The 21,745-nt window shown below is 62.4% G+C and carries 23 protein-coding genes; 12 read left to right on the top strand and 11 right to left on the bottom strand.

Going from position 1 to position 21,745, the window contains the following annotated elements; genetic code table 11:
- Position 1: 1 nt before the first annotated feature.
- Together glpG and glpE are read right to left on the bottom strand one after the other, a co-directional pair.
- Entirely contained in the window at positions 2–835 is an 834-nt protein-coding gene (gene glpG, locus BN1137_RS21100) for a rhomboid family intramembrane serine protease GlpG (protein ID WP_050720479.1), read from the bottom strand.
- Between the two features lie 29 nt (positions 836–864).
- Complete coding sequence (gene glpE, locus BN1137_RS21095; protein WP_050720478.1) at positions 865–1,188, bottom strand: thiosulfate sulfurtransferase GlpE; 324 nt, start codon at positions 1,186–1,188, stop codon at positions 865–867.
- A gap of 152 nt (positions 1,189–1,340) precedes the next feature.
- Between glpE and BN1137_RS21090 the strand changes: the two genes are divergently transcribed.
- The gene (locus BN1137_RS21090) at positions 1,341–1,928 is read left to right on the top strand and encodes a LysE family translocator (protein WP_232306995.1); all 588 of its coding nucleotides are present in this window, start codon (positions 1,341–1,343) and stop codon (positions 1,926–1,928) included.
- Here the strand turns inward: BN1137_RS21090 and BN1137_RS21085 are convergent.
- The 6 genes from BN1137_RS21085 to BN1137_RS21060 form a co-directional block, all read right to left on the bottom strand.
- Positions 1,913–2,758, bottom strand: a complete 846-nt coding sequence (locus tag BN1137_RS21085; RefSeq protein ID WP_050720476.1) for an AraC family transcriptional regulator — start codon at positions 2,756–2,758, stop codon at positions 1,913–1,915. The genes BN1137_RS21090 and BN1137_RS21085 overlap by 16 nt on opposite strands.
- A gap of 2 nt (positions 2,759–2,760) precedes the next feature.
- Positions 2,761–3,462, bottom strand: coding sequence for an ABC transporter ATP-binding protein (locus tag BN1137_RS21080; protein ID WP_050720475.1), 702 nt, complete (start codon positions 3,460–3,462; stop codon positions 2,761–2,763).
- An 11-nt stretch (positions 3,463–3,473) separates the two neighbouring features.
- Positions 3,474–4,259, bottom strand: coding sequence for a high-affinity branched-chain amino acid ABC transporter ATP-binding protein LivG (gene livG, locus BN1137_RS21075; RefSeq protein WP_269745141.1), 786 nt, complete (start codon positions 4,257–4,259; stop codon positions 3,474–3,476).
- Positions 4,256–5,524 (bottom strand): high-affinity branched-chain amino acid ABC transporter permease LivM, encoded by a 1,269-nt coding sequence (locus BN1137_RS21070; RefSeq protein WP_050720474.1) that lies wholly within the window; start codon positions 5,522–5,524, stop codon positions 4,256–4,258. Before BN1137_RS21070 ends, livG begins: the two co-directional genes overlap by 4 nt.
- A 55-nt stretch (positions 5,525–5,579) precedes the next feature.
- A complete protein-coding gene (gene livH, locus BN1137_RS21065; RefSeq protein ID WP_050720473.1) occupies positions 5,580–6,506 on the bottom strand; it encodes a high-affinity branched-chain amino acid ABC transporter permease LivH in 927 nt (308 codons plus the stop codon).
- A gap of 64 nt (positions 6,507–6,570) precedes the next feature.
- Complete coding sequence (locus BN1137_RS21060; protein ID WP_050720472.1) at positions 6,571–7,692, bottom strand: branched-chain amino acid ABC transporter substrate-binding protein; 1,122 nt, start codon at positions 7,690–7,692, stop codon at positions 6,571–6,573.
- Between the two features lie 435 nt (positions 7,693–8,127).
- Between BN1137_RS21060 and BN1137_RS21055 the strand changes: the two genes are divergently transcribed.
- Positions 8,128–9,132 carry a substrate-binding domain-containing protein gene (locus BN1137_RS21055; protein ID WP_050720471.1) on the top strand — a complete coding sequence of 335 codons (1,005 nt, stop codon included), beginning with the start codon at positions 8,128–8,130 and terminating at the stop codon, positions 9,130–9,132.
- Positions 9,133–9,225: 93 nt separating this feature from the next.
- On the opposite strand, the gene norR is transcribed toward BN1137_RS21055, so the two are convergent.
- Entirely contained in the window at positions 9,226–10,752 is a 1,527-nt protein-coding gene (norR, locus tag BN1137_RS21050; RefSeq protein ID WP_050720470.1) for a nitric oxide reductase transcriptional regulator NorR, read from the bottom strand.
- Between the two features lie 172 nt (positions 10,753–10,924).
- On the opposite strand from norR, the gene norV reads away from it, so the two are divergent.
- The 6 genes from norV (at position 10,925) to tnaA (ending at position 17,254) form a co-directional block, all read left to right on the top strand.
- On the top strand, positions 10,925–12,418 hold the full coding sequence (gene norV / locus BN1137_RS21045; RefSeq protein ID WP_050720469.1) for an anaerobic nitric oxide reductase flavorubredoxin: 1,494 nt from the start codon (positions 10,925–10,927) through the stop codon (positions 12,416–12,418).
- Positions 12,415–13,578 (top strand): NADH:flavorubredoxin reductase NorW, encoded by a 1,164-nt coding sequence (norW, locus tag BN1137_RS21040; RefSeq protein WP_050720468.1) that lies wholly within the window; start codon positions 12,415–12,417, stop codon positions 13,576–13,578. Before norV ends, norW begins: the two co-directional genes overlap by 4 nt.
- 48 nt (positions 13,579–13,626) lie before the next feature.
- Positions 13,627–13,965 carry a TehB family protein gene (locus BN1137_RS21035; RefSeq protein ID WP_050720467.1) on the top strand — a complete coding sequence of 113 codons (339 nt, stop codon included), beginning with the start codon at positions 13,627–13,629 and terminating at the stop codon, positions 13,963–13,965.
- Between the two features lie 134 nt (positions 13,966–14,099).
- Positions 14,100–15,317: a 4Fe-4S binding protein gene (locus BN1137_RS21030; protein ID WP_050720466.1), complete on the top strand. Its 1,218-nt coding sequence runs from the start codon at positions 14,100–14,102 to the stop codon at positions 15,315–15,317.
- A 147-nt stretch (positions 15,318–15,464) separates the two neighbouring features.
- Positions 15,465–15,584, top strand: a complete 120-nt coding sequence (gene tnaC, locus BN1137_RS22165) for a tryptophanase leader peptide (RefSeq protein WP_083443502.1) — start codon at positions 15,465–15,467, stop codon at positions 15,582–15,584.
- 200 nt (positions 15,585–15,784) lie between these two features.
- Entirely contained in the window at positions 15,785–17,254 is a 1,470-nt protein-coding gene (tnaA, locus tag BN1137_RS21025) for a tryptophanase (RefSeq protein WP_050720465.1), read from the top strand.
- A gap of 199 nt (positions 17,255–17,453) precedes the next feature.
- Here the strand turns inward: tnaA and BN1137_RS21020 are convergent, their stop codons facing one another.
- Positions 17,454–17,834 carry a hypothetical protein gene (locus tag BN1137_RS21020; RefSeq protein ID WP_050720464.1) on the bottom strand — a complete coding sequence of 127 codons (381 nt, stop codon included), beginning with the start codon at positions 17,832–17,834 and terminating at the stop codon, positions 17,454–17,456.
- 547 nt (positions 17,835–18,381) lie between these two features.
- On the opposite strand from BN1137_RS21020, the gene BN1137_RS21015 reads away from it, so the two are divergent.
- The 4 genes from BN1137_RS21015 to BN1137_RS21000 all read left to right on the top strand — a co-directional run bounded on the left by BN1137_RS21015 (position 18,382) and on the right by BN1137_RS21000 (position 21,153).
- Positions 18,382–19,599 carry an aromatic amino acid transporter gene (locus tag BN1137_RS21015; protein ID WP_050720463.1) on the top strand — a complete coding sequence of 406 codons (1,218 nt, stop codon included), beginning with the start codon at positions 18,382–18,384 and terminating at the stop codon, positions 19,597–19,599.
- Positions 19,600–19,790: 191 nt separating this feature from the next.
- A complete protein-coding gene (locus BN1137_RS21010) occupies positions 19,791–20,171 on the top strand; it encodes a hypothetical protein (protein WP_050720462.1) in 381 nt (126 codons plus the stop codon).
- A 123-nt stretch (positions 20,172–20,294) separates the two neighbouring features.
- On the top strand, positions 20,295–20,885 hold the full coding sequence (locus BN1137_RS21005) for an ArsR/SmtB family transcription factor (RefSeq protein WP_198150694.1): 591 nt from the start codon (positions 20,295–20,297) through the stop codon (positions 20,883–20,885).
- 25 nt (positions 20,886–20,910) lie between these two features.
- The gene (locus tag BN1137_RS21000) at positions 20,911–21,153 is read left to right on the top strand and encodes a hypothetical protein (RefSeq protein ID WP_232306994.1); all 243 of its coding nucleotides are present in this window, start codon (positions 20,911–20,913) and stop codon (positions 21,151–21,153) included.
- A 94-nt stretch (positions 21,154–21,247) separates the two neighbouring features.
- On the opposite strand, the gene BN1137_RS20995 is transcribed toward BN1137_RS21000, so the two are convergent.
- On the bottom strand, positions 21,248–21,730 hold the full coding sequence (locus tag BN1137_RS20995; RefSeq protein WP_050720460.1) for a DM13 domain-containing protein: 483 nt from the start codon (positions 21,728–21,730) through the stop codon (positions 21,248–21,250).
- Positions 21,731–21,745 lie beyond the last annotated feature (15 nt).

The raw sequence follows: 21,745 nt of genomic DNA, 5'->3' as shown, positions 1-21,745 counted from the left end.
ATCATGCGGGTCTGTGATGTCTGTCCAGCCAGCCTTGCAGCAGACCCACCAGCAAACCGACCAGATGGGCGATGTTCGCCGTGCTGGTACCGAGCAGGTCGAAGAAGCCGAGTACCAGCCAGAACAGCATGAAGCCCATCAACGCCGGTGGTAGGCTGAGGCCGCACTCCGGCTGCAGCTTGGCGCGCAGCCAGCAGTAACCAAGCAGCGCATAGACCACTCCGGAGAGGCCGCCAAACAGCGGGCCGCTCGCGAAGAATTCCGCCACGTTGGGCAGGGCCGCCCCGACGATCAGCAGGATAAACAGCTTGCCGCTGCCGAGGCGCTGCTCGATCTGTCCCCCCAGATACCACCACCACAGCAGGTTGAACACCAGGTGCAGCACCGAGAAGTGGATAAAGGCCGGGGTGACGTAGCGCCAGGCCTGCCAGTCGGTGAACTGGGCCAGGGTCGGGTGGAACGCCAGCTCGTCGAAGATGGGAAGACCGATGGCATTGAGGGCATAGATGGCCAAGCAGGCGATGATGACCACCAGGGTCAGCGGCCCCGCCTGATGCAGAAAATCGGTGATGGGGTCCGTCATCCCCTTGCTGTAGTCGATGCGGGCATCGGCCCGGCCGGACTGCCAGGAGGCCTCCATGTAGCGAGGGTGATTCGGTTCGGCCAGGAAGCGCTTCACCTCCAGCTGGGCCTGGGCGAAGCGTTGCTCGTCCGCCAGCCAGACCGAGACACCGAGCTCGGACTGGGTCAGCTCGCACGACATGCCGAGGGTGGCGAGGTAATCCACCAGTGCCTGGGCCATGCGGGCATTGTCGAGTACCAGCAGCTGGATCATGCCGGATGAGGGTGAGTTGCCTGCTCCCGTCATGCGTCGCCCGCCTGAATGGGGAACTCCCTGCGCCAGGCTTCGAAGCCGCCATCCAGGCTGTAGACGGCGTCATAGCCCTGTTGCAGCAGATACTGGGCCGCGCCCTGGCTGCTGTTGCCGTGATAACACATCACGATCACCGGGGTGTCGAAATCGACCTCGTCCATGAAACGCACCAGGGTGCCATTGGTGAGATGGAAGGCGCCGACCACGTGGGCCGTCTCGAATGACTGGGGATCGCGAATGTCCACGAGGCGGGCCTCACCGGCCTCCAGCTTCTGGTGGGCATCCTGGGCGCTGATATGGGCAAACTGGTCCATTGAGATGTCCTGCAAATAGATGATTGAGAGCCAGTTTACCGCAAGCGGTGGCTGGCGCTAAGCCGTCTCCTCCGGGGGATCGCAATTTCCTTCAATATCGGGCCGGGGCGGCTGGTTAGGCTGGGGGTCAATTCTTCGCACGAGTGACACTGATGGAAATGAGTCTGCTGTTATCCATGGCCGGATTTGCCCTGGCCATGTCTATCTCTCCCGGCCCGGTCAATCTGGTGGCCCTCGGGGCGGGCGCCCGCTACGGCTTTCATGCCAGCCTGCGCCATGTGGTGGGGGCGACCCTCGGCTTCATCCTGTTGCTCCTGCTGATGGGGCTCGGGCTCGGCGGCGTCTTGGCGCAGTGGCCCATGGCGGGGGATGCGATTCGCTGGGGGGGCGTCCTCTTCCTCTGTTACATGGCCTGGCAACTGCTGGTGGACGGGGGCCGAGTGGAAGGGCAGGGCGAGGCGCCGCCCGCCTTCCTGTACGGCGCCCTGATGCAGTGGCTCAACCCCAAGGCCTGGCTGGCGGCCAGCATGGGAGTGGGGGCCTACGGAGCTGCGGGTGGGCTCGGTCAAATCATGCTGTTCACCGGGATCTATCTGGTGATCTGTCTTGGCTCCATCGCCTGCTGGGCCTATCTGGGTAGCCGCCTGCAACAGGCGCTGCTCTCCCCCCATCGATTGCGCTGGTTCAACCGGGCCATGGCCCTGCTGCTGGTGATGAGTGCCGCTTACCTGGTGCGCTGAGCCCTGGGCGCGAGTTGCGATCGGTATTGGCCAGGGGTGGCGGCGACCCGCCGCTTGAACTGGCGCTGGAAGTGCGCCTGATCGGCGAAGCCGCTCGCCAGCGCCACCTCGGTGAGGGGCAGCCCCTGCTTGAGCAGGAGGCGGGCGTGGCGGATGCGCCTGTCCAGCAGGTAGGCGTGGGGGGTCATGCCGTAGTGGTGGCAGAAGGTGCGCACGAAATGAGAAGGGGTGAGTCCGGCCACGGCACTCAGCTGCTGCAGGCTGAGGGGGCTGGCGCTCTCGTCCTGCATCAGCTCGGCGGCCCGTTGCAGGTGCAGCGGAGGCCTGTCATCCCAGCGCGCCGGGGTCAGCCTGGCCAGCAGTTGGCGGCTGAACTGATGGCAGACCACCTCCCTGGCCAGGGGCTCGGATTCATGGACCAGCTGCTGGTACAGCCGCTGCAACGCCTGATACAAATAAGGATCCCGGCTGGCTGTCATGTCGAAGGGGCGAAACTCGGTGCCGAGACCGGCCTCTTGCTGCTGATGTTGCAGCCAGAGGGGATCGATATAGAGCATCAGATAGGACCAGGGCTCGTCCGCGATGGGGTTGCAGGCATGCACCTCCTCCGGGTTCATCAGTACCAGGTGACCGCTGCCGATCTCCTGGTTGCTGCGCTGGTTGAGGTAATGACTGTGGCCGCCGGTGATGGCGCCGATGGAGAAGTGGGCGTGGCTGTGCTTGTCATAACAGACGTGGCGGCCATCTTGCACCGCCCGCGCCTCGATAAACGGCAGGGCAGGGTCGTGCCAGAAACGATGGCTGTCCGGCGTCTCCCTTGACCTGCCCATGGTTAACCGCCGAGATAGGCTTGGCGCACCGCCGGGTTGGCCAGCAAGGCGGCGCCCGTGTCTTGCAGCACCACCCGACCGTTTTCCAGCACATAACCCCGGTCCGCCAGCTTGAGCGCCTGGTTGGCATTCTGCTCCACCAGGAAGATGGTCATGCCCTGTTCCCGCAGTTTCAGAATGATGTCGAAGATCTGCTGGATGATGATGGGGGCCAGCCCGAGCGAGGGTTCGTCCAGCAGCAGCAGGCGTGGCTTGCTCATCAGGGCGCGGCCGATGGCCAGCATCTGCTGCTCGCCGCCGGACATGGTGCCGGCCCGCTGCTCCAGCCGCTCGTGCAGCCGCGGGAACATGGTGAACACCTGATCCAGCAGTGCCGGTTGCTCGGCCTTGTCGACGAAGAAGGCGCCCATCAGCAGGTTCTCCTGCACCGTCAGGCGGGCGAAGATGCGCCGCCCCTCCGGCACCACGGCGATGTCCTTGCGCATGATGCGAGCTGTGGTGAGGGAGTTAATCTGCTCCCCCTCGAACCAGATGCTGCCGCTGCTGGGCTTGGGTTCGCCGCACAGGGTCATCAGCAAGGTAGTCTTGCCGGCGCCGTTGGCGCCGATCAGGGTGACTATCTCACCCTCTTTTACTTCGACGCTGACGTCGTGCAGTGCCTGGATCTTGCCGTAATGGGTCGATACGTTGCGAAGTTCTAACATCTTGCTTCTTCCTAAGATTCGCCCAGATAGGCCTTGATCACGGCCGGATTATTACGGATATCGATCGGTTTGCCGTGGGCCAGCGGTGTGCCCTGGTTGACCACGAAGATGCGGTTGGAGATCTCCATCACCAGCTTCATGTCGTGCTCGATAAGCAACACCGATACCCCAAACTCGTCCCGCAGGTTGGAGATGAGCACGTTCAGCTCATCGGTTTCGTGGGGGTTGAGACCGGCGGCCGGTTCATCCAGCATCAGCAGCGCGGGCTTGGTCGCCATGCAGCGGGCGATCTCGAGTCGACGTTGCTGACCATAGGCCAGGTTGCCGGCGGCGCGGTTGGCGAGATCCTTGAGACCGACCTTCTCCAGCCAGAAGGCGGATTGCTCCAGCCCCTCTTTCTCGGCGCGGCGGAAGGAGGGGGTCTTGAACAGGCCGGCGACGAAGCTGGTATTGAGGTGGCGATGCTGGGCTACCAGCAAATTTTCCACTGCTGTCATCTCTTTGAATAGACGAACGTGCTGGAATGTCCGCACGATCCCCTTGCGGGCGATGAGATGGCCGGGCAAGCCCTGGATCTCCTCGCCCCGGTAACGGATGACGCCACCGCTCGGACGATAGAAACCGGTCAGGCAGTTGAAGATGGTGGTCTTGCCTGCGCCGTTCGGGCCAATGATGGAGATCACCTCGCCCTTGTCCACGTCCAGCTTGACCCCGTTGACCGCCAGCAAGCCGCCGAAACGCATCGACAAATCAGAGACTTCCAGCAACTTGCCGCTTGTGTTGTTCATGTCGCTCATTTTTGTAGCTCCAGGTGAGGGCGGCTCATCGGCAGCAGTCCCTGTGGTCGCCAGATCATCATGAACACCATCAGCAGGCCGAACATCAGCATGCGGTACTCGTTGAACTCACGGGCCAGCTCCGGCAGCACCGTCATCACGATGGCGGCCAGCACCACCCCGATCTGGGAGCCCATGCCGCCCAGTACCACAATCGCGAGGACGATGGCCGATTCGATGAAGACGAAGGACTCCGGACTGATGAAGCCCTGGCGCGAGGCGAAGAAGCTGCCGGCAAAGCCCGCGAAGCAGGCGCCTATGGTGAAGGCGGTCAGCTTGATGATGGTGGGGTTGAGACCGAGCGACTTGCAGGCGATCTCGTCTTCCCGCAACGCTTCCCAGGCGCGACCCAGCGGCATGCGCAGCAGGCGGTTGATGACGAACAGGGTGGCAATCACCAGCACCAGCGCCATCAGGTAGAGGAAGATCACCTTGTGGTTGGCGTTGTAGGTGATGCCGAAGAAGTCGTGGAAGGTGCCAAAGCCCCCATCCTTGACGGTGCGGTTGAACTCAAGGCCACCGAGGGTCGGTTTGGGGATGCCGGAGATGCCGTTCGGGCCGCCGGTCAGGCTGGTCATATTGTTGAGCAGGATGCGGATGATCTCGCCAAAGCCCAGGGTGACGATGGCCAGATAATCCCCCCGCAGCCGTAGCACCGGGAAGCCGAGCAGGAAGCCGAAGGTGGCTGCCGTCAGGCCGGCGATGGGCAGACACTCCCAGAAGCTCAGGCCGAAGTAGGTGTTGAGCAGGGCGTAGCTATAGGCACCGACCGCGTAGAAGCCGACGTAGCCGAGATCCAGCAGACCGGCCAGGCCCACTACCACGTTCAGCCCCAGCCCCAGCATGATGTAGATCAGCGCTAAGGTGGCCAAGTCGATGGCGCCGCGAGAGGCCATGAAGGGCCAGCTCACCGCGAACAACAGCACCAGCACGGCGGTGAGGTTATAGAGCTTGGGTGCCTCCTCTGGGCTTGGCAGCACCAGCTTGGTGAAACCGACGGAGAAGCCGCTGATGGAGGCCTGGAACAGCCTGGCTATCTGGCCGCGCAGCATCTGGAACCAGAAGACGATGGTGGCGCCCCCCAGCAACCAGGCCAGCGACACATCGAGCCGACTCACCACCAGCAGGCGGTTGCCGTCGCTCTCGAGCTTGAAGCCGAGCAGCCAGAAAGAGAGCACCATCAGCATCAGGCTGGCGATGCAGGCATGGATAAATTGACGTTTCATGCTTTCACCTCCGGCTGGTGCTGGAAAACGACGCGGGCACGCAGATTGAAATGTGTCATACCTTCTCGACCTCCGGGCGACCCAGGATGCCGGTGGGCATAAACAAGAGCACCGCGATCAGCAGGGCGAAGGCCATCACGTCCTTGTACTCGGTGCTGAGATAGCCGGCGGTGAGCGCCTCTACCACGCCGAGCAGCAGGCCGCCGATCACCGCGCCCGGGATGCTGCCGATGCCGCCAAGCACAGCTGCCGTAAAAGCTTTAAGGCCAGCCATGAAGCCGAGATAGGGGTTGATGACGCCGTAATACATGCCGAGCAAGACCCCGGCCACGGCGGCCAGAGTGGCCCCCAGCACGAAGGTGATGGAGATGACCACGTGGGTGTCTATCCCCAGCAGGTTGGCCATCTTGATGTCTTCCGAGCAGGCGCGACAAGCACGGCCCATGCGGGAGCGAGCGATGAACTGGGTCAGTGCCAGCATGGTGATGAAGGTCACCACGAAGATGATGAGCTGCATGTAGGAGAGGCTGGCCTGGAAACCGTCTTCGGCGCCAAAGTTCCAGCCGCCGGAGATCAGGGTGGGCATGGCGATATCGCGCGAGCCCTGGGCCATCCGCATCATGTTTTGCAAGAAGATCGACATGCCGATGGCAGAGATGAGGGGGATGAGGCGATTGCCGCCCCGCAGCGGACGATAGGCGACCCGCTCTATGGTCCAGCCATAGCTACCTGTGATTATGATACTGACCAGGAAGGCCCCGCCCAGCAACAATACGGTGCTGTCGATGCCCATCATGGCGAGCCCTGCCATCACCATGAAGGCGACATAGGAGCCGATCATGTAGACCTCGCCGTGGGCGAAGTTGATCATGCCGATGATGCCGTAAACCATGGTGTAGCCGATGGCGATCAACGCATAGGTGCTGCCTATGGTTAACCCGTTCAGCAACTGCTGAACTAAATAAAGAAGGTGTTCGGACATACTGCGTTCCCTGTACTTGCCCGCAAAGAAAGGAGGGGCGACTCACGTCGCCCCAACCGGCAGATTATTTGAGTTGAGTGGAGGTACCGTCGGCGTGCCACTGGAACACACCGAACTCGAAGCCTTTCAGGTCACCGTTCGGTGCCCAGCTCAGCGGGCCCATGACGGTGTCGATCGGCATGGATTTGATGGCGGCGGCGACGGCAGCCGGATCATCTTCACCCGCCTTGGCGATACCGGCCGCCAAGGTTTGCACCGCGGCATAGGTGGTCCAGACGAACGGGCCGGAAGAGTCCTGACCCTTGGCCTTGAACGCCGCTACGATAGGGGCGTTGGCGGGCACCAGGTCATATTTGTTGGGCAGGGTGACCAGCAGGCCTTCGGAAGCCGGGCCGCCGATGGCGGAGATGTCTTTGTTACCCACGCCTTCCGGACCCATGAACTTGGCTTTCAGACCCTTCTCGCCAGCCTGACGCAGGATCAGACCCAGTTCCGGGTGGTAGCCACCGTAGTATACGAAGTCCACGTTCTCTTTCTGCAGCTTGGCGATCAGGGCGGAGAAATCCTTGTCACCGGCGGTGATGCCTTCAAACGCCACTACCTTGACGCCAGCCTTCTCCAGCTCGGCCTTGACGCTGGTGGCGATGCCTTCACCGTACTGCTTCTTGTCGTGGATGACGGCGACGCGCTGGGGTTTGACCTGCTCGATGATGTACTTGGCGGCGGTCGGGCCCTGGTCGCTGTCCAGACCGATGGTGCGCATGGTCAGCTGGTAGCCGCGCTCGGTGATCTTGGGGTTGGTGGAGGCGGGGGTAATCATCAGCACGCCTTCATCTTCATAGATGTCGGAGGCGGGCAGGGTGTTGTCGGAGCAGAGGTGGCCGACAACGAACTTGACGCCGTCGTTGATCACCTTGTTGGCGACCGCCACGGCTTGCTTGGGATCGCAGGCGTCGTCATAGATGACGGCTTCGATCTGCTTGCCCTTGATGCCGCCCGCCTTGTTGATCTGTTCGACCGCCATCTTGCCGCCGGTGAACTGCATGTCACCGTACTGGGCGACCGGGCCGGTCACCGGGCCGGCGATACCGATCTTGATGGTATCGGCAGCATTGGCCATGGAGGCTGCTCCAAACAGAGCCAAAGAAACCGCTGCCCTGACTGCCATTTTGCTCAAGTTATGCATTGATTCGTCCCTTAATCAGTGAATTGTTTCATTTTATGCGCATCATTCCGAACCTGTATCCCGTCGGCCCGGCAATAGATACGGTTCTATCATTCCTCACTGGGCAATAACAAGATGTTAAAGATACTAACCAGAGAGGGTGGGGTAGGGCTTTTTTGAAACAAACACCCTGTCATCTATCAAGTTTTAGAATTTAATATCGCAATGGTGGCTTAACATACCGACAACAAATTGTCATGGTGACAAATGTCAGAGTAAAAAACTGACGATATTTCGCTCTGCGTCTGCTCTCATTTTGACCAAATTTCGTTTGCGCAAATAGAGATGACCACCTAGATTAGCCAACATTGACAATTCGCTGGCAGCTCTCGTTAAAACCAAGCCTTTATTCGGGAAATCTGCTACTGTTCCGCTTTTGATCTTCAGGAGACAGAGATGGCCACTATCAAGGATGTCGCTTCCCGTGCAGGCGTATCCATCTCCACCGTCTCACATGTACTCAATCACACCCGTCGGGTCAGCGAAGATGCGACTCAAAAAGTGCTTGAGGCGGTGGCAGAACTCAACTACGCGCCCAATTCGGTAGCGCGCAGCCTCAAGATAAATTCGACCAAAACCATCGGCATGCTGGTCACGACCAGTGCCAACCCCTTCTTCGCGGAAGTGGTGCAGGGGGTGGAAGCTTACTGCTTCGAGCAGGGCTACAGCCTGATCCTGTGCAACACCGAGAACCAGCCGCCCCGTCAGCAGCACTATCTGCGCATGCTGATGGAGAAGCGGGTCGACGGTCTGCTGGTGTTGGGGACCGACATCGATACCCCGCTGCGCGACATGCTGCGGATCCACAAGAACGTGCCACAGGTGGTGCTGGATTGGGGTACCGAGTGTGATTTCGCCAACGTGATCAACGACAACGCCCGCATCGGCGCGCGTATGGCGGTGCGTCACCTGCTGGAGCAGGGCCACACCAACATCGTCTGCATCACCGGCCAGATCGACAAGCCGACCACCCAGCAGCGGCTGGACGGGGTGCGTGACGCCCTGGGCGAGCAAGGCCTGACCCTGAAAGAGGAGCAGATCTTCGAAGGGGACTACGAGAGCCAGAGCGGCTTCGATGCCATGCAGCGCATCCTGGCGCTGACCCCGCGCCCGACCGCGGTGTTTGCCTTCGACGATCCCATGGCGATCGGCGCCATCTGCGCCGCCTGGGAAGCCGGGGTCAAGGTGCCGGACGACATCTCCATGATCGGCTATGACGACATCGAGATGGCGCGCTTCTCCAGCCCGCCGCTCACCACCATCCGTCACCCCAAGGCCGAGCTCGGTCTGCTGGCGGTACAACAGTTGGTGAGCCGGATCCGCAACAAGGAGCTGGAAGTCGAGTCCATGACGGTCCAGCCTGAGCTGATCGTCCGTCGCTCGGTCAAATCCTTGCGCTGACGGCCGCGCCGTTGCCCACGGCGATAATAGGTTGCACGAAAAACCCCCTCCAGCGCGAGGGGGTTTTTGTTTATGGGGGTTTAAGCCTTTGTATCAGTCTTTGAGGCCGAGTCGGCGGGCGAGCCGGTGCAGGTTGCCGCCGTCCATCTCCAGCGCCCGGGCGGTGGCGGCCCAGTTGCCCGCCTGGGCCGCCAGGGTCTGCTCGATCAATCGAAGCTGGAAGGCATCGGTGGCGGCGCGCAGCCCGAGCCCGCCGGGCAAGGGGACAACCTGTGCCGCACCGGGGCTGGTGGAGGGGGGCAGGGAGCCTGCCGCCAGGTTGAAGTGGTGGCTGCCCAGGGTCGGGGTCTGGCTGCCCTGCTCGGCCCGCGCCAGCACGGCGGCGCGGTGGATGGCGTGTTCCAGCTCCCGTACGTTGCCAGGCCAGTCGTAGTTGCCGAGCAGTTGCAGCGCCTGAGGCTGGATGCGCAGCCGCTCCAGCCCCAGGCTGACCCGGCAGCGTTCGCAAAAATAACCGGCCAGCAGCGGGATGTCGCCCGGCCGCTCCCGCAGCGCCGGGGCGTGGATCGGGAATACGCTCAAGCGATGATAGAGATCGCTTCGAAACTGCCCATCGACCACCGCCTGCTTCAGATCCCGGTTGGTGGCGGCCAGGATGCGCACGTTCACCTTGAGCGGGGTGTCATCACCGATGCGTTGCAAGTCGCCGTATTGCAGCACCCGCAGCAGCTTGGCCTGCAGGGACAGGGAGAGCTCGCCGATCTCGTCCAGGAACAGGGTGCCCTGATCGGCCAGCTCGAACTTGCCCGCTCTGTTGTGAATGGCGCCGGTGAAGGCCCCCTTCACGTGACCGAACAGCTCGCTCTCCGCTACCGATTCCGGCAGGGCGGCGCAGTTGAGGTAGACCAGCGGCTGTTGGGCGCGTGGTGAGCCTTGATGCACCGCCTTGGCGATCAGCTCCTTGCCGACCCCCGTCTCCCCCAAAATCAGCACGTTCAGCTCGGAGCTCGCCACCACGGCTATCTCGTGGCGCAGTTGAGCCATGGCCGGGGAGTGACCGATCATCTCCGGCTGGCTCTGACCTGCCTGGGCGCCGGGAGCCAGCGGCTCGCTGCTCTGGCGGGCGAGCCGCTCCAGCAGCAGGGCATTGCTGAGGGCGGCGGCGGCCAGGGCCCCCACCAGTCGCAGCTCCTCGTCGCTGATGTCGTCGAACTGGGTCGGGTTCATGCCATCTATGGTCAGGGCGCCGATGAGCGCCTGATCCGCGAACAGCGGCAGGCCGACGCAGGCGTGCACCCTGAAGTCGTCGTGATCCGGGATCAGGCCGTCATAGGGGTCGGGCAGATGGCTGTCGGCGGGGAAGCGCACCACGTCACCGGCGCGGGCGATGGCCTCCATGCGCGGGTGATCCTTGAGCGCGAAGCGGCGGCCCAGCACGTCCTGCATCAGGCCATCGATGGCAAGCGGGATGAACTGGCCCCCCTCGTAGCGCAGCAGGGCCGAGGCATCCGAGTGCAGCAGGCTACGCACGCTCTGGATCAGGCGGTGGAATCTGTCCTGGTGGGAGATGCCGAGTTGCAGGTCGAGGGCGATACGCGCCAGACGGTCGGTCGAAATCACGAGGGGTTGTCCAAATGACAGTATCTTTGTGATTTTGACTATAAAGAGAGGTTGTCTAAATGACAATCAATAATGTGTGTATCATATAAAATCAATGAGTTACAAGTTGGCACATCAACTGCAATAGAGAATTCAGTCGCACATTCGCTATTGCATTCTGAGGAACAACTTGATGAGCATTCACGTCAAAAACAACATTTACTGGGTCGGCCAACGGGACTGGGAGGTGCGTGACTTCCACGGCACCGAGTACAAGACCCACAAGGGCACCAGCTACAACAGCTACCTTATCCGCGAAGGGAAGAACGTGCTGATCGATACCGTCGATCACAAGTTCAGCCGGGAGTTCGTGCAGAACTTGGCGGCCGAGATCGATCTCGCTTCCATCGATTTCGTGGTGATCAACCACGCCGAGGAGGATCACGCCGGCGCCCTGACCGAGCTGATGGCCCGCATCCCCGGCACCCCCATCTACTGCACCCACAACGCCATCGACTCCATCACCGGCCACCACCACCACCCGGAGTGGAACTTCCAGCCGGTCAAGACCGGCGACAGCCTGGACATCGGCAACGGCAAGCAGCTGGTGTTTATCGAGACCCCCATGCTGCACTGGCCCGACAGCATGATGACCTACATGACCGAGGATGCGGTGCTGTTCTCCAACGACGCCTTCGGTCAGCACTACTGCGACGAGCACCTGTTCAACGACGAGGTGGATCAGACCGAGCTGATGGAGCAGTGCCAGCGCTACTACGCCAACATCCTCACCCCCTTCAGCCCGCTGGTGACCGCCAAGATCAAGGAGGTGCTGGGCTTCAACCTGCCGGTGAGCATGGTGGCCACCTCCCACGGTATCGTCTGGCGCGAGGATCCCACCCAGATCATCCTCAAGTACCTGGAGTGGGCGGATCAGTATCAGGAGGATCGCATCACCCTGTTCTACGACTCCATGTCCAACAACACCCGCATGATGGCCGACGCCATCGCCCAGGGTATTCACGAGGTGGATCCGGGCGTGGCGGTGAAGATCTATAACGTGGCCCGCCACGACAAGAACGAAATTTTGACCCAGGTGTTCCGCTCCAAGGGGATACTGGTGGGCTCCTCCACCATGAACAACGTCATGATGCCCAAGGTGGCGGGCATGCTCGAAGAGATCACCGGCCTGCGCTTTCGTAACAAGCGGGCCTCGGCCTTCGGCAGCTACGGCTGGACCGGCGGCGCCGTCGACCGCATCCAGACCCGGTTGATGGACGCGGGTTTCGACATCAGCATCTCCCTCAAGGCCAAGTGGCGTCCCGATGGCTCGGCGCTGGCGGAATGCCGCGAGCATGGCCGCCAACTCGCCCGCCAGTGGGCACTGCATCCGCTGGAAGCGCCCCGCCCGATCACCACAACTCGGGCCGTGGTTACACCAGCCCCTGTGATGCCCGCTACTGTGACCGGGGCGTCGCAAGCCGCTCCTGCCGCCAGCGCGCTGGACGATGACCAGAGCATGCTCTGCGTCGTCTGCCAGTGGGTCTATGACCCGGCGCTCGGCGAGCCGGATCAGCTGGTGGCACCGGGCACCCCCTGGGCCCAGGTACCGGAGAGCTTCCTCTGCCCCGGCTGCGGCATCGGCAAGGAGGTGTTCGAACCCTGCGCAGTGGAGGCTTGTGTATGACAGCGGCCCCCGGCAGTGACGAGATTGTGGTGATCGGCAGCGGTTTCGCCGCCCAGCAGCTGGTCAAGAGCCTACGCAAGCTGGATGGCGCGCGGCCCATCCGTCTCATCACCGCCGACGGCGGTGATGAGTACAACAAGCCGGATTTGAGCCACGTGGTGAGCCGGGGTTGCAGCGCCGCCGCCATGACCCGGCTGAGCGGCAGCGACTTTGCTGAGCAGCAGCGCATCATGCTGCTGCCCCACTGCCCGGTGCTGGGTATCGATCCCGCGCGCCGCACCCTGCTGACCGCACAGGGAACCTTTCCCTACGGCCAGCTGGTGCTGGCCACCGGTGCCAGCGCGGTGCGCCCCGAGATACCGGGCAGCGAATACCTGATCACCCTCAATAGCCAACAGGAGTACGCCGCCGCCGAGCCACGACTCGGCGCTGCCCAGCGCATCCTGGTGCTGGGGGCGGGGCTGATTGGCTGCGAGCTGGCGATGGACATGGCGAGCGCAGGGAAGGAAGTGATGCTGGTGGATCTGGCCCACAGCCCGCTCAGCACCCTGATGCCGGCGGCCCTGAGTCAGCCGTTGCAGCAGGCGCTGCGCGAGCAGGGGGTGAACTTGCTGCTGGGGCAGGGCATTGCCGGCATCACCCCGCAGGATCCGGATCGTCCAAATGATGGCTTGCGGGTCACCCTCAGCGACGGCCGCATCAGTGAACAGGATCTGGTGATCGCCGCCATTGGCCTTAGGCCAAATCTGACCCTGGCCGAGAGTGCCGGGCTCGAGGTGGGGCGCGGCATTCGGGTCGATGACTACCTGCGAACCAGCGATCCCCATATCTTTGCGCTGGGGGATGGCATCGAGTGGCGCGGGCAGCAGCTGCCCTTCCTGCAACCAATCGTACTGGGAGCCAATGCCTTGGCGCGCACCCTGCTCGGCACGCCGACGGCGCTGACCCTGCCCCCCATGCTGGTGAAGGTGAAGACGCCGCTCTACCCGTTGCAACTGGCGGGCCGCACCCGAGGGGAGGATCTCGCCTGGCAGTGCCGCTGGAACGGCGCCGGCATGGTGGCCGAGGCCCGCGGCGAAGATGGCGAGCTATGCGGCTTCGTGGTGGGGGGCGATCAGATGAGCGCCGCCTTCCCCTTGCTGCGCCAGCTGCCCCGTTGATTCATTGATTGAGGCCGGGCCGACCCGGCACTCTTAAGGAGAACTTCTATGTCACTGCACCTTATTCCCGCCCACTGGGTGGTTCGTCGCTCCACCCCCTTCTTCACCCCTGACAACGTGCCCGCGGCCCTCTTGAGCCACCACAACACAGCCGCCGGGGTGTTCGGTCAGCTCTGCGTGATGGAAGGCACCGTCACCTACCACGGCTTTGCCGACGAGCAGGCCGAGCAGCCGGAGATAAGCCTGGTGATCCGGGCCGGCCAGTTTGCCACCAGCCCGCCCCAGTACTGGCACAGGGTCGAGCTGTCCGAGGATGCCCGCTTCAATATCCACTTCTGGGCCGAGCAGGCAGAGTCGGATAAGCCGCTGTTTAACAGCCGCAAATAACAGGGTTCGACAGTCGCAAGGAGTGACCCAAGGGGGGGCGGGCAAATGCCCCCTCTGCCCATGTAGATCAAAATAATCAACTCAGATGTTGGTTATTCTGCCCCCTCGATTCGGATGAGCACTGTGAGGGAAGCATGAGCCTGTTGGAAGCCCTGACCATGACCACGGGTCTGGTCTATCTGGTCCTGCTGTTGTGGCAGGGCCGCACTGGTTGGGGCTGGACTCTCTCTCTCGTGCTGGCCGTTGCCGCCTGGCTGTTGGCGGCGGATTCGATGCTCTGGCTCGCGCTGGGGCTGGTGGCTGCGACTCTGGCGCTATGGCAGCGCTATCGACCTCTGCCCGCGCTGGCCCGCATAGGTAGTCAGCGATTGCGAACGGCCACCAGGCAGCTATTGCTGCTGTGCTGGGGGCTGGTAGCGGCGCAATATGCTGTCCATATCTGGCAGCTGGGGCAGGGAATGACCCCCTGGCTGATGCGTCCGGACGTGGTGGATGGCTTCCTGCCCATTGCCGGCGGTCTGGGGCTGCGGGCCTGGCTGACGCAAGGGCTGGTGGATCCCCATCATCCGGCGGCGACCATCACGGTGCTGGTGCTCTGCCTGTCGGCCCTGCTGCTGGGGCGGGCCTTCTGCGCCTGGTTCTGCCCCCTCGGACTAGTAGGAGAGTGGCTGCACGGCCTGCGTGCACGCCTGCTGCCGGGGGAGTGGGTGCCACCACGTTGGCTGGATCTGGTCCTGCGTGGCCAGAAGTTTCTGGTGCTGGCTTTCCTGCTGTTTATCGTACTGATCGCGGTGCCGAGCGCCGCCCTGCCCGGTTACTTCACCAGCCCCTACCATCAGGCGGCAGACATGAAGATGGGGGCCTTCTTCTTCAACCTGACCCTGCTCTCCGGACTCTGTCTGGGCTGGGTGTTGCTGCTCACCGTCGCCTTCCGGCAGGGCTTCTGCCGCTACCTCTGCCCCTACGGTGGCTTGTTGGCCCTGCTCGGTCTGCTCACTCCCTTGCGTATCCGCCGCGACCCCGCGCGCTGCCTGCGAAGTGCTGGCCACGACTGCGACAAGTGCAGCCGGGCCTGCCCGTCCCGCATCCAGGTGCATCAGCTGATCGCGGTGCGCAGTCTGGAGTGCACCAGCTGCCTGAGCTGCGTCTCCGCCTGCCCCAAGCGGGCCGATGCGCTGCACCTTGGCAGCTCGCGGCAGCGGCTCAGCCCGGCTTGGTTGCTGGGGTTGCTCTGCCTGTTGCTGCTGGTGTTGCCGCTGCTTTCCTATGGACTGCTGGATATCTGGGTCAGCCAGACACCCCTCGTGGATCGCCACTGGTTGCTGCAGCGTCTGCCCTGGCTAAACCATTGAGAGTGGATCTGTAGGGAGATATTGAGTCTCTACTTGGCTAAATGGCGTTAACGGCGAGATGGGTGATATATCGCTCCCTCGATAAAACTGTTAGCGCCATCCCAATTTGCTCATCCGGCAATTGCGAACGAATAAAGGCCACCCATAATGACTTCTGTTAATTCGGCGTTATTCAATCACCAGATGAGCAATAACATGGCTACCCTGATCGCTTCCCCCAAGTGGTTTACCCTGGATCACAAGATCGCCTTCTTCTTCCCGCTGTAATTCCCCGCGGCCGCTTGGCTATTGCTGACAATAATCCAAGCCTGCCCACATTCCTGAATCGAAATAGTCTGCACCCAGCTCGCCTTATTAATTGGCGAGGCGCTGGCGTGTACCCGATCTCATGCCGTTATTGCCGCTCACTATTAATTTAGGCGCAGGCTGAGACTCATCCCGAATATTTAAAGTTGAGTGTCTATATCATGGAAAACTTCAAGCATCTCCCCGAGCCGTTCCGTATCCGAGTCATCGAGCCGGTCAAGCGCACCACCCGCGCCTACCGGGACGAGGCGATCGTGCGGGCGGGCATGAACCCCTTCCTGCTGGACAGCGAGGATGTGTTCATCGACTTGCTGACCGACAGCGGCACCGGCGCCATCACCCAGAACATGCAGGCCGCCATGCTGCGCGGCGACGAGGCCTACAGCGGTAGCCGCAGCTACTACGCGCTGCAGCAGGCGGTGCAGGAGATCTTCGGCTATGCGCTCACCATCCCCACCCACCAGGGGCGCGGCGCCGAGCAGATCTACATTCCTGTGCTGATCAAGAAGCGGGAGCAGGAGAAGGGGCTGGATCGCAAGAAGATGGTGGCGCTCTCCAACTACTTCTTCGACACCACCCAGGGCCACACCCAGATCAACTGCTGCGTGGCCAAGAACGTCTATATCAAGGAGGCGTTCGATACCTCGGTCACCGCCGACTTCAAGGGCAACTTCGATCTGGTGAAGCTGGAGGAGGCCATCCTGGAGGCGGGCCCGGCCAACGTGCCCTACATCGTCAGCACCATCACCTGCAACTCTGCCGGCGGCCAGCCGGTCTCCATCGCCAACCTGAAGGCGGTGTATGAGATCGCCTGCAAGTACGACATTCCGGTGATCATGGACTCGGCCCGCTTCGCCGAGAACGCCTACTTCATCCAGCAGCGCGAGCCCGGCTACGCCGACTGGAGCATAGAGGCGATCACCATGGAGTCCTACAAGTACGCGGACGGCCTCGCCATGTCCGCCAAGAAGGACGCCATGGTGCAGATGGGCGGCCTGCTCTGCTTCAAGGACGACAGCATGCTGGACGTCTACACCGAGTGTCGCACCCTGTGCGTGGTGCAGGAGGGCTTCCCGACTTACGGCGGCCTGGAGGGGGGCGCCATGGAGCGGCTCGCGGTCGGCCTGCGTGACGGCATGCGTCAGGACTGGCTGGCCTATCGTATCGGTCAGGTGCAGTACCTGGTGAACGGGCTGGAGGCCATCGGCGTGGTGTGCCAGCAGGCCGGCGGTCACGCCGCCTTCGTGGACGCAGGCAAGCTGCTGCCCCATATTCCGGCGGATCAGTTCCCGGCCCACGCCCTGGCGTGCGAGCTCTACAAGGTGGCCGGCATCCGGGCGGTGGAGATAGGCTCCCTACTGCTGGGGCGCGATCCCGCCACCGGCAAGCAGCATCCCTGCCCGGCGGAGCTGCTGCGCCTCACCATCCCCCGCGCGACCTACACCCAAACCCATATGGACTTCGTCATCGAGGCCTTCGGCGAGGTGAAGAAGAACGCCAAAAATGTGAAGGGACTGGACTTTATCTATGAGCCGGCGGTGCTGCGCCACTTCACCGCCCGACTGAAAGAGGTGGAGCCAGGGGAGCCGACTGTCGTCAGCAAGCAGAAAGGCAAGCTGATCGAAGCATGATGACGAAGGTGAGGGGCGGACTATGCTGCCTCCCTTCATTTCGCAGAGGATGGAACAAGACGTCTGGCATAAAGGCAGCGATTTATGTCGTGAAAGGCAATAGTGGTAATTGCTTATGCTGCCAAATAAGGGCCCTGAATAAGGGGTCGGATAGCTATCAGATGTCATGGTGAAAAACGGCGCCCGAGGGCGCCGTTTTTTATGGCTGCAATGATGGGCGCCGCACAAACTGGGCCAGCATGATCCCCATGGCAGCCAGCACCGCCAGGGAGGAGGCGGCGAGGAAGGGATCGACTCGCTCTGGGGGCTGCAACTGACCGTAGAGCAGGTAGAGACCCGCCGTCATCACCGCCGCCCCCAGTTGATGCAGGTAGAACTGGATCTGCGCCAGTCGCCCGCTCGGGTTGCCGAGCCACAGCCGGTGGCACAGCGCATAGCTAAACGAGACCACGAACCCCACCAGCATGATGTGGGCGTGAGTCACAAACTGGCCGTGATCCTTGGAGGCGGCCATATAGATGCCGAGCACCATGCCGAGCAGGGCATAGCAGAGGGCGCTGATGACGAACTTCCTGTCCATGGGGTGGCTCCTTGCCGTGAAAACCGGCTTGAGTATAGTGCGCCGGGCGGGCATCCCTTCACCATGCCGCAGCCATCGATGGCTGCGTCGTCAGGCAGGCTTCAACTGCGGCTTACTCGTCCGAAAATGCCGACAAACCGCCAAAACCGGCCCTGGATCCCCCCATTGGACCTGCGGATTTGATACCCGAGGACATGCAGGGTAAAGTCACACCCCCAAAATGGCGGCCCTGCTGCCATGTTGGGATCGGTAGCTAGCCTCAGCCACGTCTTGCCTCGCTGACGCAGCAGCAAGCAGCCAGGGCGCCGATAGCACAGCTTCTGCCGCCGATGCAGCAGCAAGCGGCCAGGGCGCCGATAGCACAGCTTCTGCTGCCGATGCAGCAGCAAGCGGCTGGGCGCCGATAGCACAGCTTCTGCCGTCGATGCAGCAGCAAGCGGCTGGGCACCGATAGTACGGATGAGCGCGATCTTACGATGACAACCGGCGTAGCAAATGCAACGGTCCGCGGTCGCGACCAGATCAACAATCGTCTTTGGGGAAGTAAATGGAACATAAACCATCGTTGGTGGGCGGGGCATGCATCATTGCCGGCGTCTGTGTAGGAGCCGGTATGTTGGGGCTGCCGAGTGCGGGCGCGGGCGCATGGACGCTCTGGTCCATGCTCGCGGTGGCGCTGACCATGGTAGTGATGACCGTCTCCGGCTGGATGCTGCTGGAGTCCTACAAGGGTTACCCGCTGCGCGTCTCCTTCGATACCGTGACCCGTGATCTGCTGGGGAACAAGGTCAACGCCCTCAACAACTTAAGCGTCTACTTTGTCGGCGGCATCTTGCTCTACGCCTACATCACCTCGGCCGGTCTCATCATCGAGGGCATGACAGGGCTCGGCAGCCACTGGGGATCCGTGCTGTTTACCCTGGCCTTCTCCGGTCTGGTGTGGCACTCCACCCGGGCGGTAGACCGCATCTCGGTGCTGCTGGTGATCCTGATGGGGCTGAGCTTCGCCTTCGGTATCTCCGGCATGTCCATGAACATCCGCCTGGATCTGCTGCTCGACAGGGTCGGCAGCGAAAGCAGCTACGCCCCCTATGCACTGGTGATGCTGCCGGTGGCGCTCACCTCGTTCGGCTATCACCACTCGGTGTCCTCCATGCGCGCCTACTACGGTGAGGAGCGCCGCGCCAGCCGCGCCATCCTCGGCGGCACCGTCATCGCGCTCACCTTCTACCTCATCTGGCTGGTCAGCGTGTTCGGCAACCTGCCGCGCAGTGCATTCGGTCCGGTGATAGCGCAAGACGGCAACGTGGATGCCCTGCTCACCGCGCTGGGATCGGTCATCGAATCCAAGGCGGTGGCGAGCGCCCTCAACGCCTTCTCCATGGCGGCCATCCTCTCCTCCTTTATCGGGGTCGGGCTCGGGGTATTCGACTACCTGGCGGACTTGTTCAAGTTCGACAACAGCCATCGTGGCCGCAGCAAGTCCTGGGCGGTGACCTTCCTGCCGCCGCTGGTGCTCTCCCTGCTGTTCCCATTCGGCTTCCTGGCCGCCATCGGCTACGCCGGCGCCGTAGCCACCCTCTGGACCTGCATCATTCCGCCCCTGCTGGCCTGGAAGGTGCGCGCCGCCAAGGGTGGCAAGGGCGAGGGCTTCCACGCCCCGGGCGGGGTGCTGATGATCGCCCTGGTGATCCTGTTTGGGGTGCTGACCGCCAGCTTCCACCTGCTCAACATGGTGGGCTGGCTGCCGGCCTATACCGGCTGAAGCAGATGATGTTCAGCTCCCGCATCGAGTCGGGAACATAGCAAAACGGCGCCTGTGGGCGCCGTTTTTGTTGGTGTGGCGCCCAACCTGTGAAAGAAAATCAAGGCAGGGACAACGTTTCGGCCACCATCGAAGCGTCTCTTCCTGCCTTCTCCTATGCTGCAGGCTGGTATCGCAAAGGAGAGACAAGGATGTACGATATTCATGTGTTATTGCCGGACACTCCGGGTGCCTTGGGGCAGTTTGGGGTCTTGATGGGCCGAGCGGGCGTCAGCCTGGAAGGGGGTGGCATGTTCCTCGCCGGGGGCGCCGGCCATGCCCATTTTCTGGTGGCGGAGGGGGACCGCGCCGCCCAGGCCGCCAGAGAGGGCGGGCTGGAGGTAGTGGCGGTACGAGAAGTGCTGGTGCGCCGTCTCAAGCAGGAGGTGCCCGGTCAGCTGGGGGCCATCTGCAGCGCACTGGGGGCCGCTTCGGTCAATATCATTACCCTGTACAGCGATCATGCCAATCAGCTGATCCTGGTGACGGACGACATGGACAAGGCCAGGGAGGCGACCGCCGACTGGCAATAAGAGGGACAACCCCGATGAGAAGTGGCGAAATGAATTCGCAAAATAGCCTGGAGCTGGGCCTGGCACAGGTGGCCGCCGCCATCGCCGATGGCAGCCATGCCCGCATGCTGTCCGCCCTGATGGATGGATGGGCGGGCCTGGACGGCGACCGAGCTGAGTCTGGTGGCGGAGGTAGCGGCCTCCACCGCCAGCAGTCACCTCGTCAGGCTGCAAGGGCAGGGGTTGACGGTCTGTGTCCAGCAGGGCAAGCACCGCTACTACCGCATCGCGAGCCCGGAGGTGGCCTTGGTGGTGGAGCAGCTGATGGGGCTGGCGGCGCAGGGCGCCGGCTCCTTGCAGAGCAAGACTCCGGCGCGGCTGCGCTTCGCCCGCACCTGCTATGACCATCTGGCGGGGGAGCTGGGAGTGCGACTGCACGACGCCCTGCTGGCTCAGGGCTGGCTGGATGCTGGCAGCGATGCGCTGACCCCGGAGGGGGAGCGACATTTCGGCCAGCTTGGCATCGACTGCGTGCCGAGTGGCAGGCGCCACTTCGCCTGTCCCTGTCTGGACTGGAGCGAGCGGCGCATGCACCTGGGGGGCCAGCTGGGCGCCCGCCTGCTCATCCATCTGTTGGACAAGGGGGCGCTGGTGCGCGCACTCGACAGCCGTGAGCTGACCCTGACAACTGGCGGCCAGCGCCTGTTGCAACGACAGTTCGGGATCCCGGTCTGACCCTCTCTACAACAAGGGCAAGCACGTGGCCGTACCCCCTGCGGGCATGAGCAAGTACCACGAATGGCGGCGGGAAATAGAGCGCGGCGCCCACCCCAAGCACGCTGCCGACAAGGTGGGGGACATGCACTACGAGCAGCTCAGCGGGGTGAACAAGGGGATCTATACCATCCGCCTCAGTCAGGAGCACAGGGTGGCTTTTACTCTCCACGACACCCTGAAACAGGTCAATGTGATCAGCATAGGCGGCCACTTCCCGCCGGGTTGAGGGGCCGACAAGCCGTAAAAATGGCGCCAATAGGCGCCATTCTTGTCTGTTTTGCTATTTTATACTGCCCCGGAGATACCAGCAGTCAGCATGATCAGTGGTTTTGATACTGGGCAGCGGTAATGAATTGCCCGAACGTCTCACACCAGATGATCACGCTGTTATAGTCGGCTGGGTTCACATTGGTCGGTAGCGGCACGATAAAGTTGTCGAAGGTCTTCACCGGCCCGATATGCACCATCTGACCTTTCAAGCGGGCGAAGTCCGCCTCCGTCTCAACAAAGGTCGGCGACAGGTAGAGCTGATAATCGGGCCCAGGCGCCAGCTGGCCCATCAGGCTAATGGTGTCTGGTCCAATGCTCACCTTGCCTTCCCCCCAGTGCAGCCGATCGCTGTCCTTCAAGTCCCGTTTGAAGGTGCCTTGATAGGTCGCCTGCGCCTGACTGGCCGCCACCTGCTCACTGCTCGGCGCGGCAGGCGCTATCAGGATCGGCAGCAGATAGATGCCGGCGGCAAAGCCCGCGCCCCCCACCAATAGATGAGTGGCCAGCAGCAGGGCAATTGTCTTGCGTTGCATAGTGCCTCGGTCGTT

The organism is Aeromonas tecta (assembly GCF_000820185.1).
Taxonomy (GTDB): Bacteria; Pseudomonadota; Gammaproteobacteria; order Enterobacterales; family Aeromonadaceae; genus Aeromonas; species Aeromonas tecta.
This window is presented reverse-complemented; position numbering and strand designations above follow the sequence as displayed.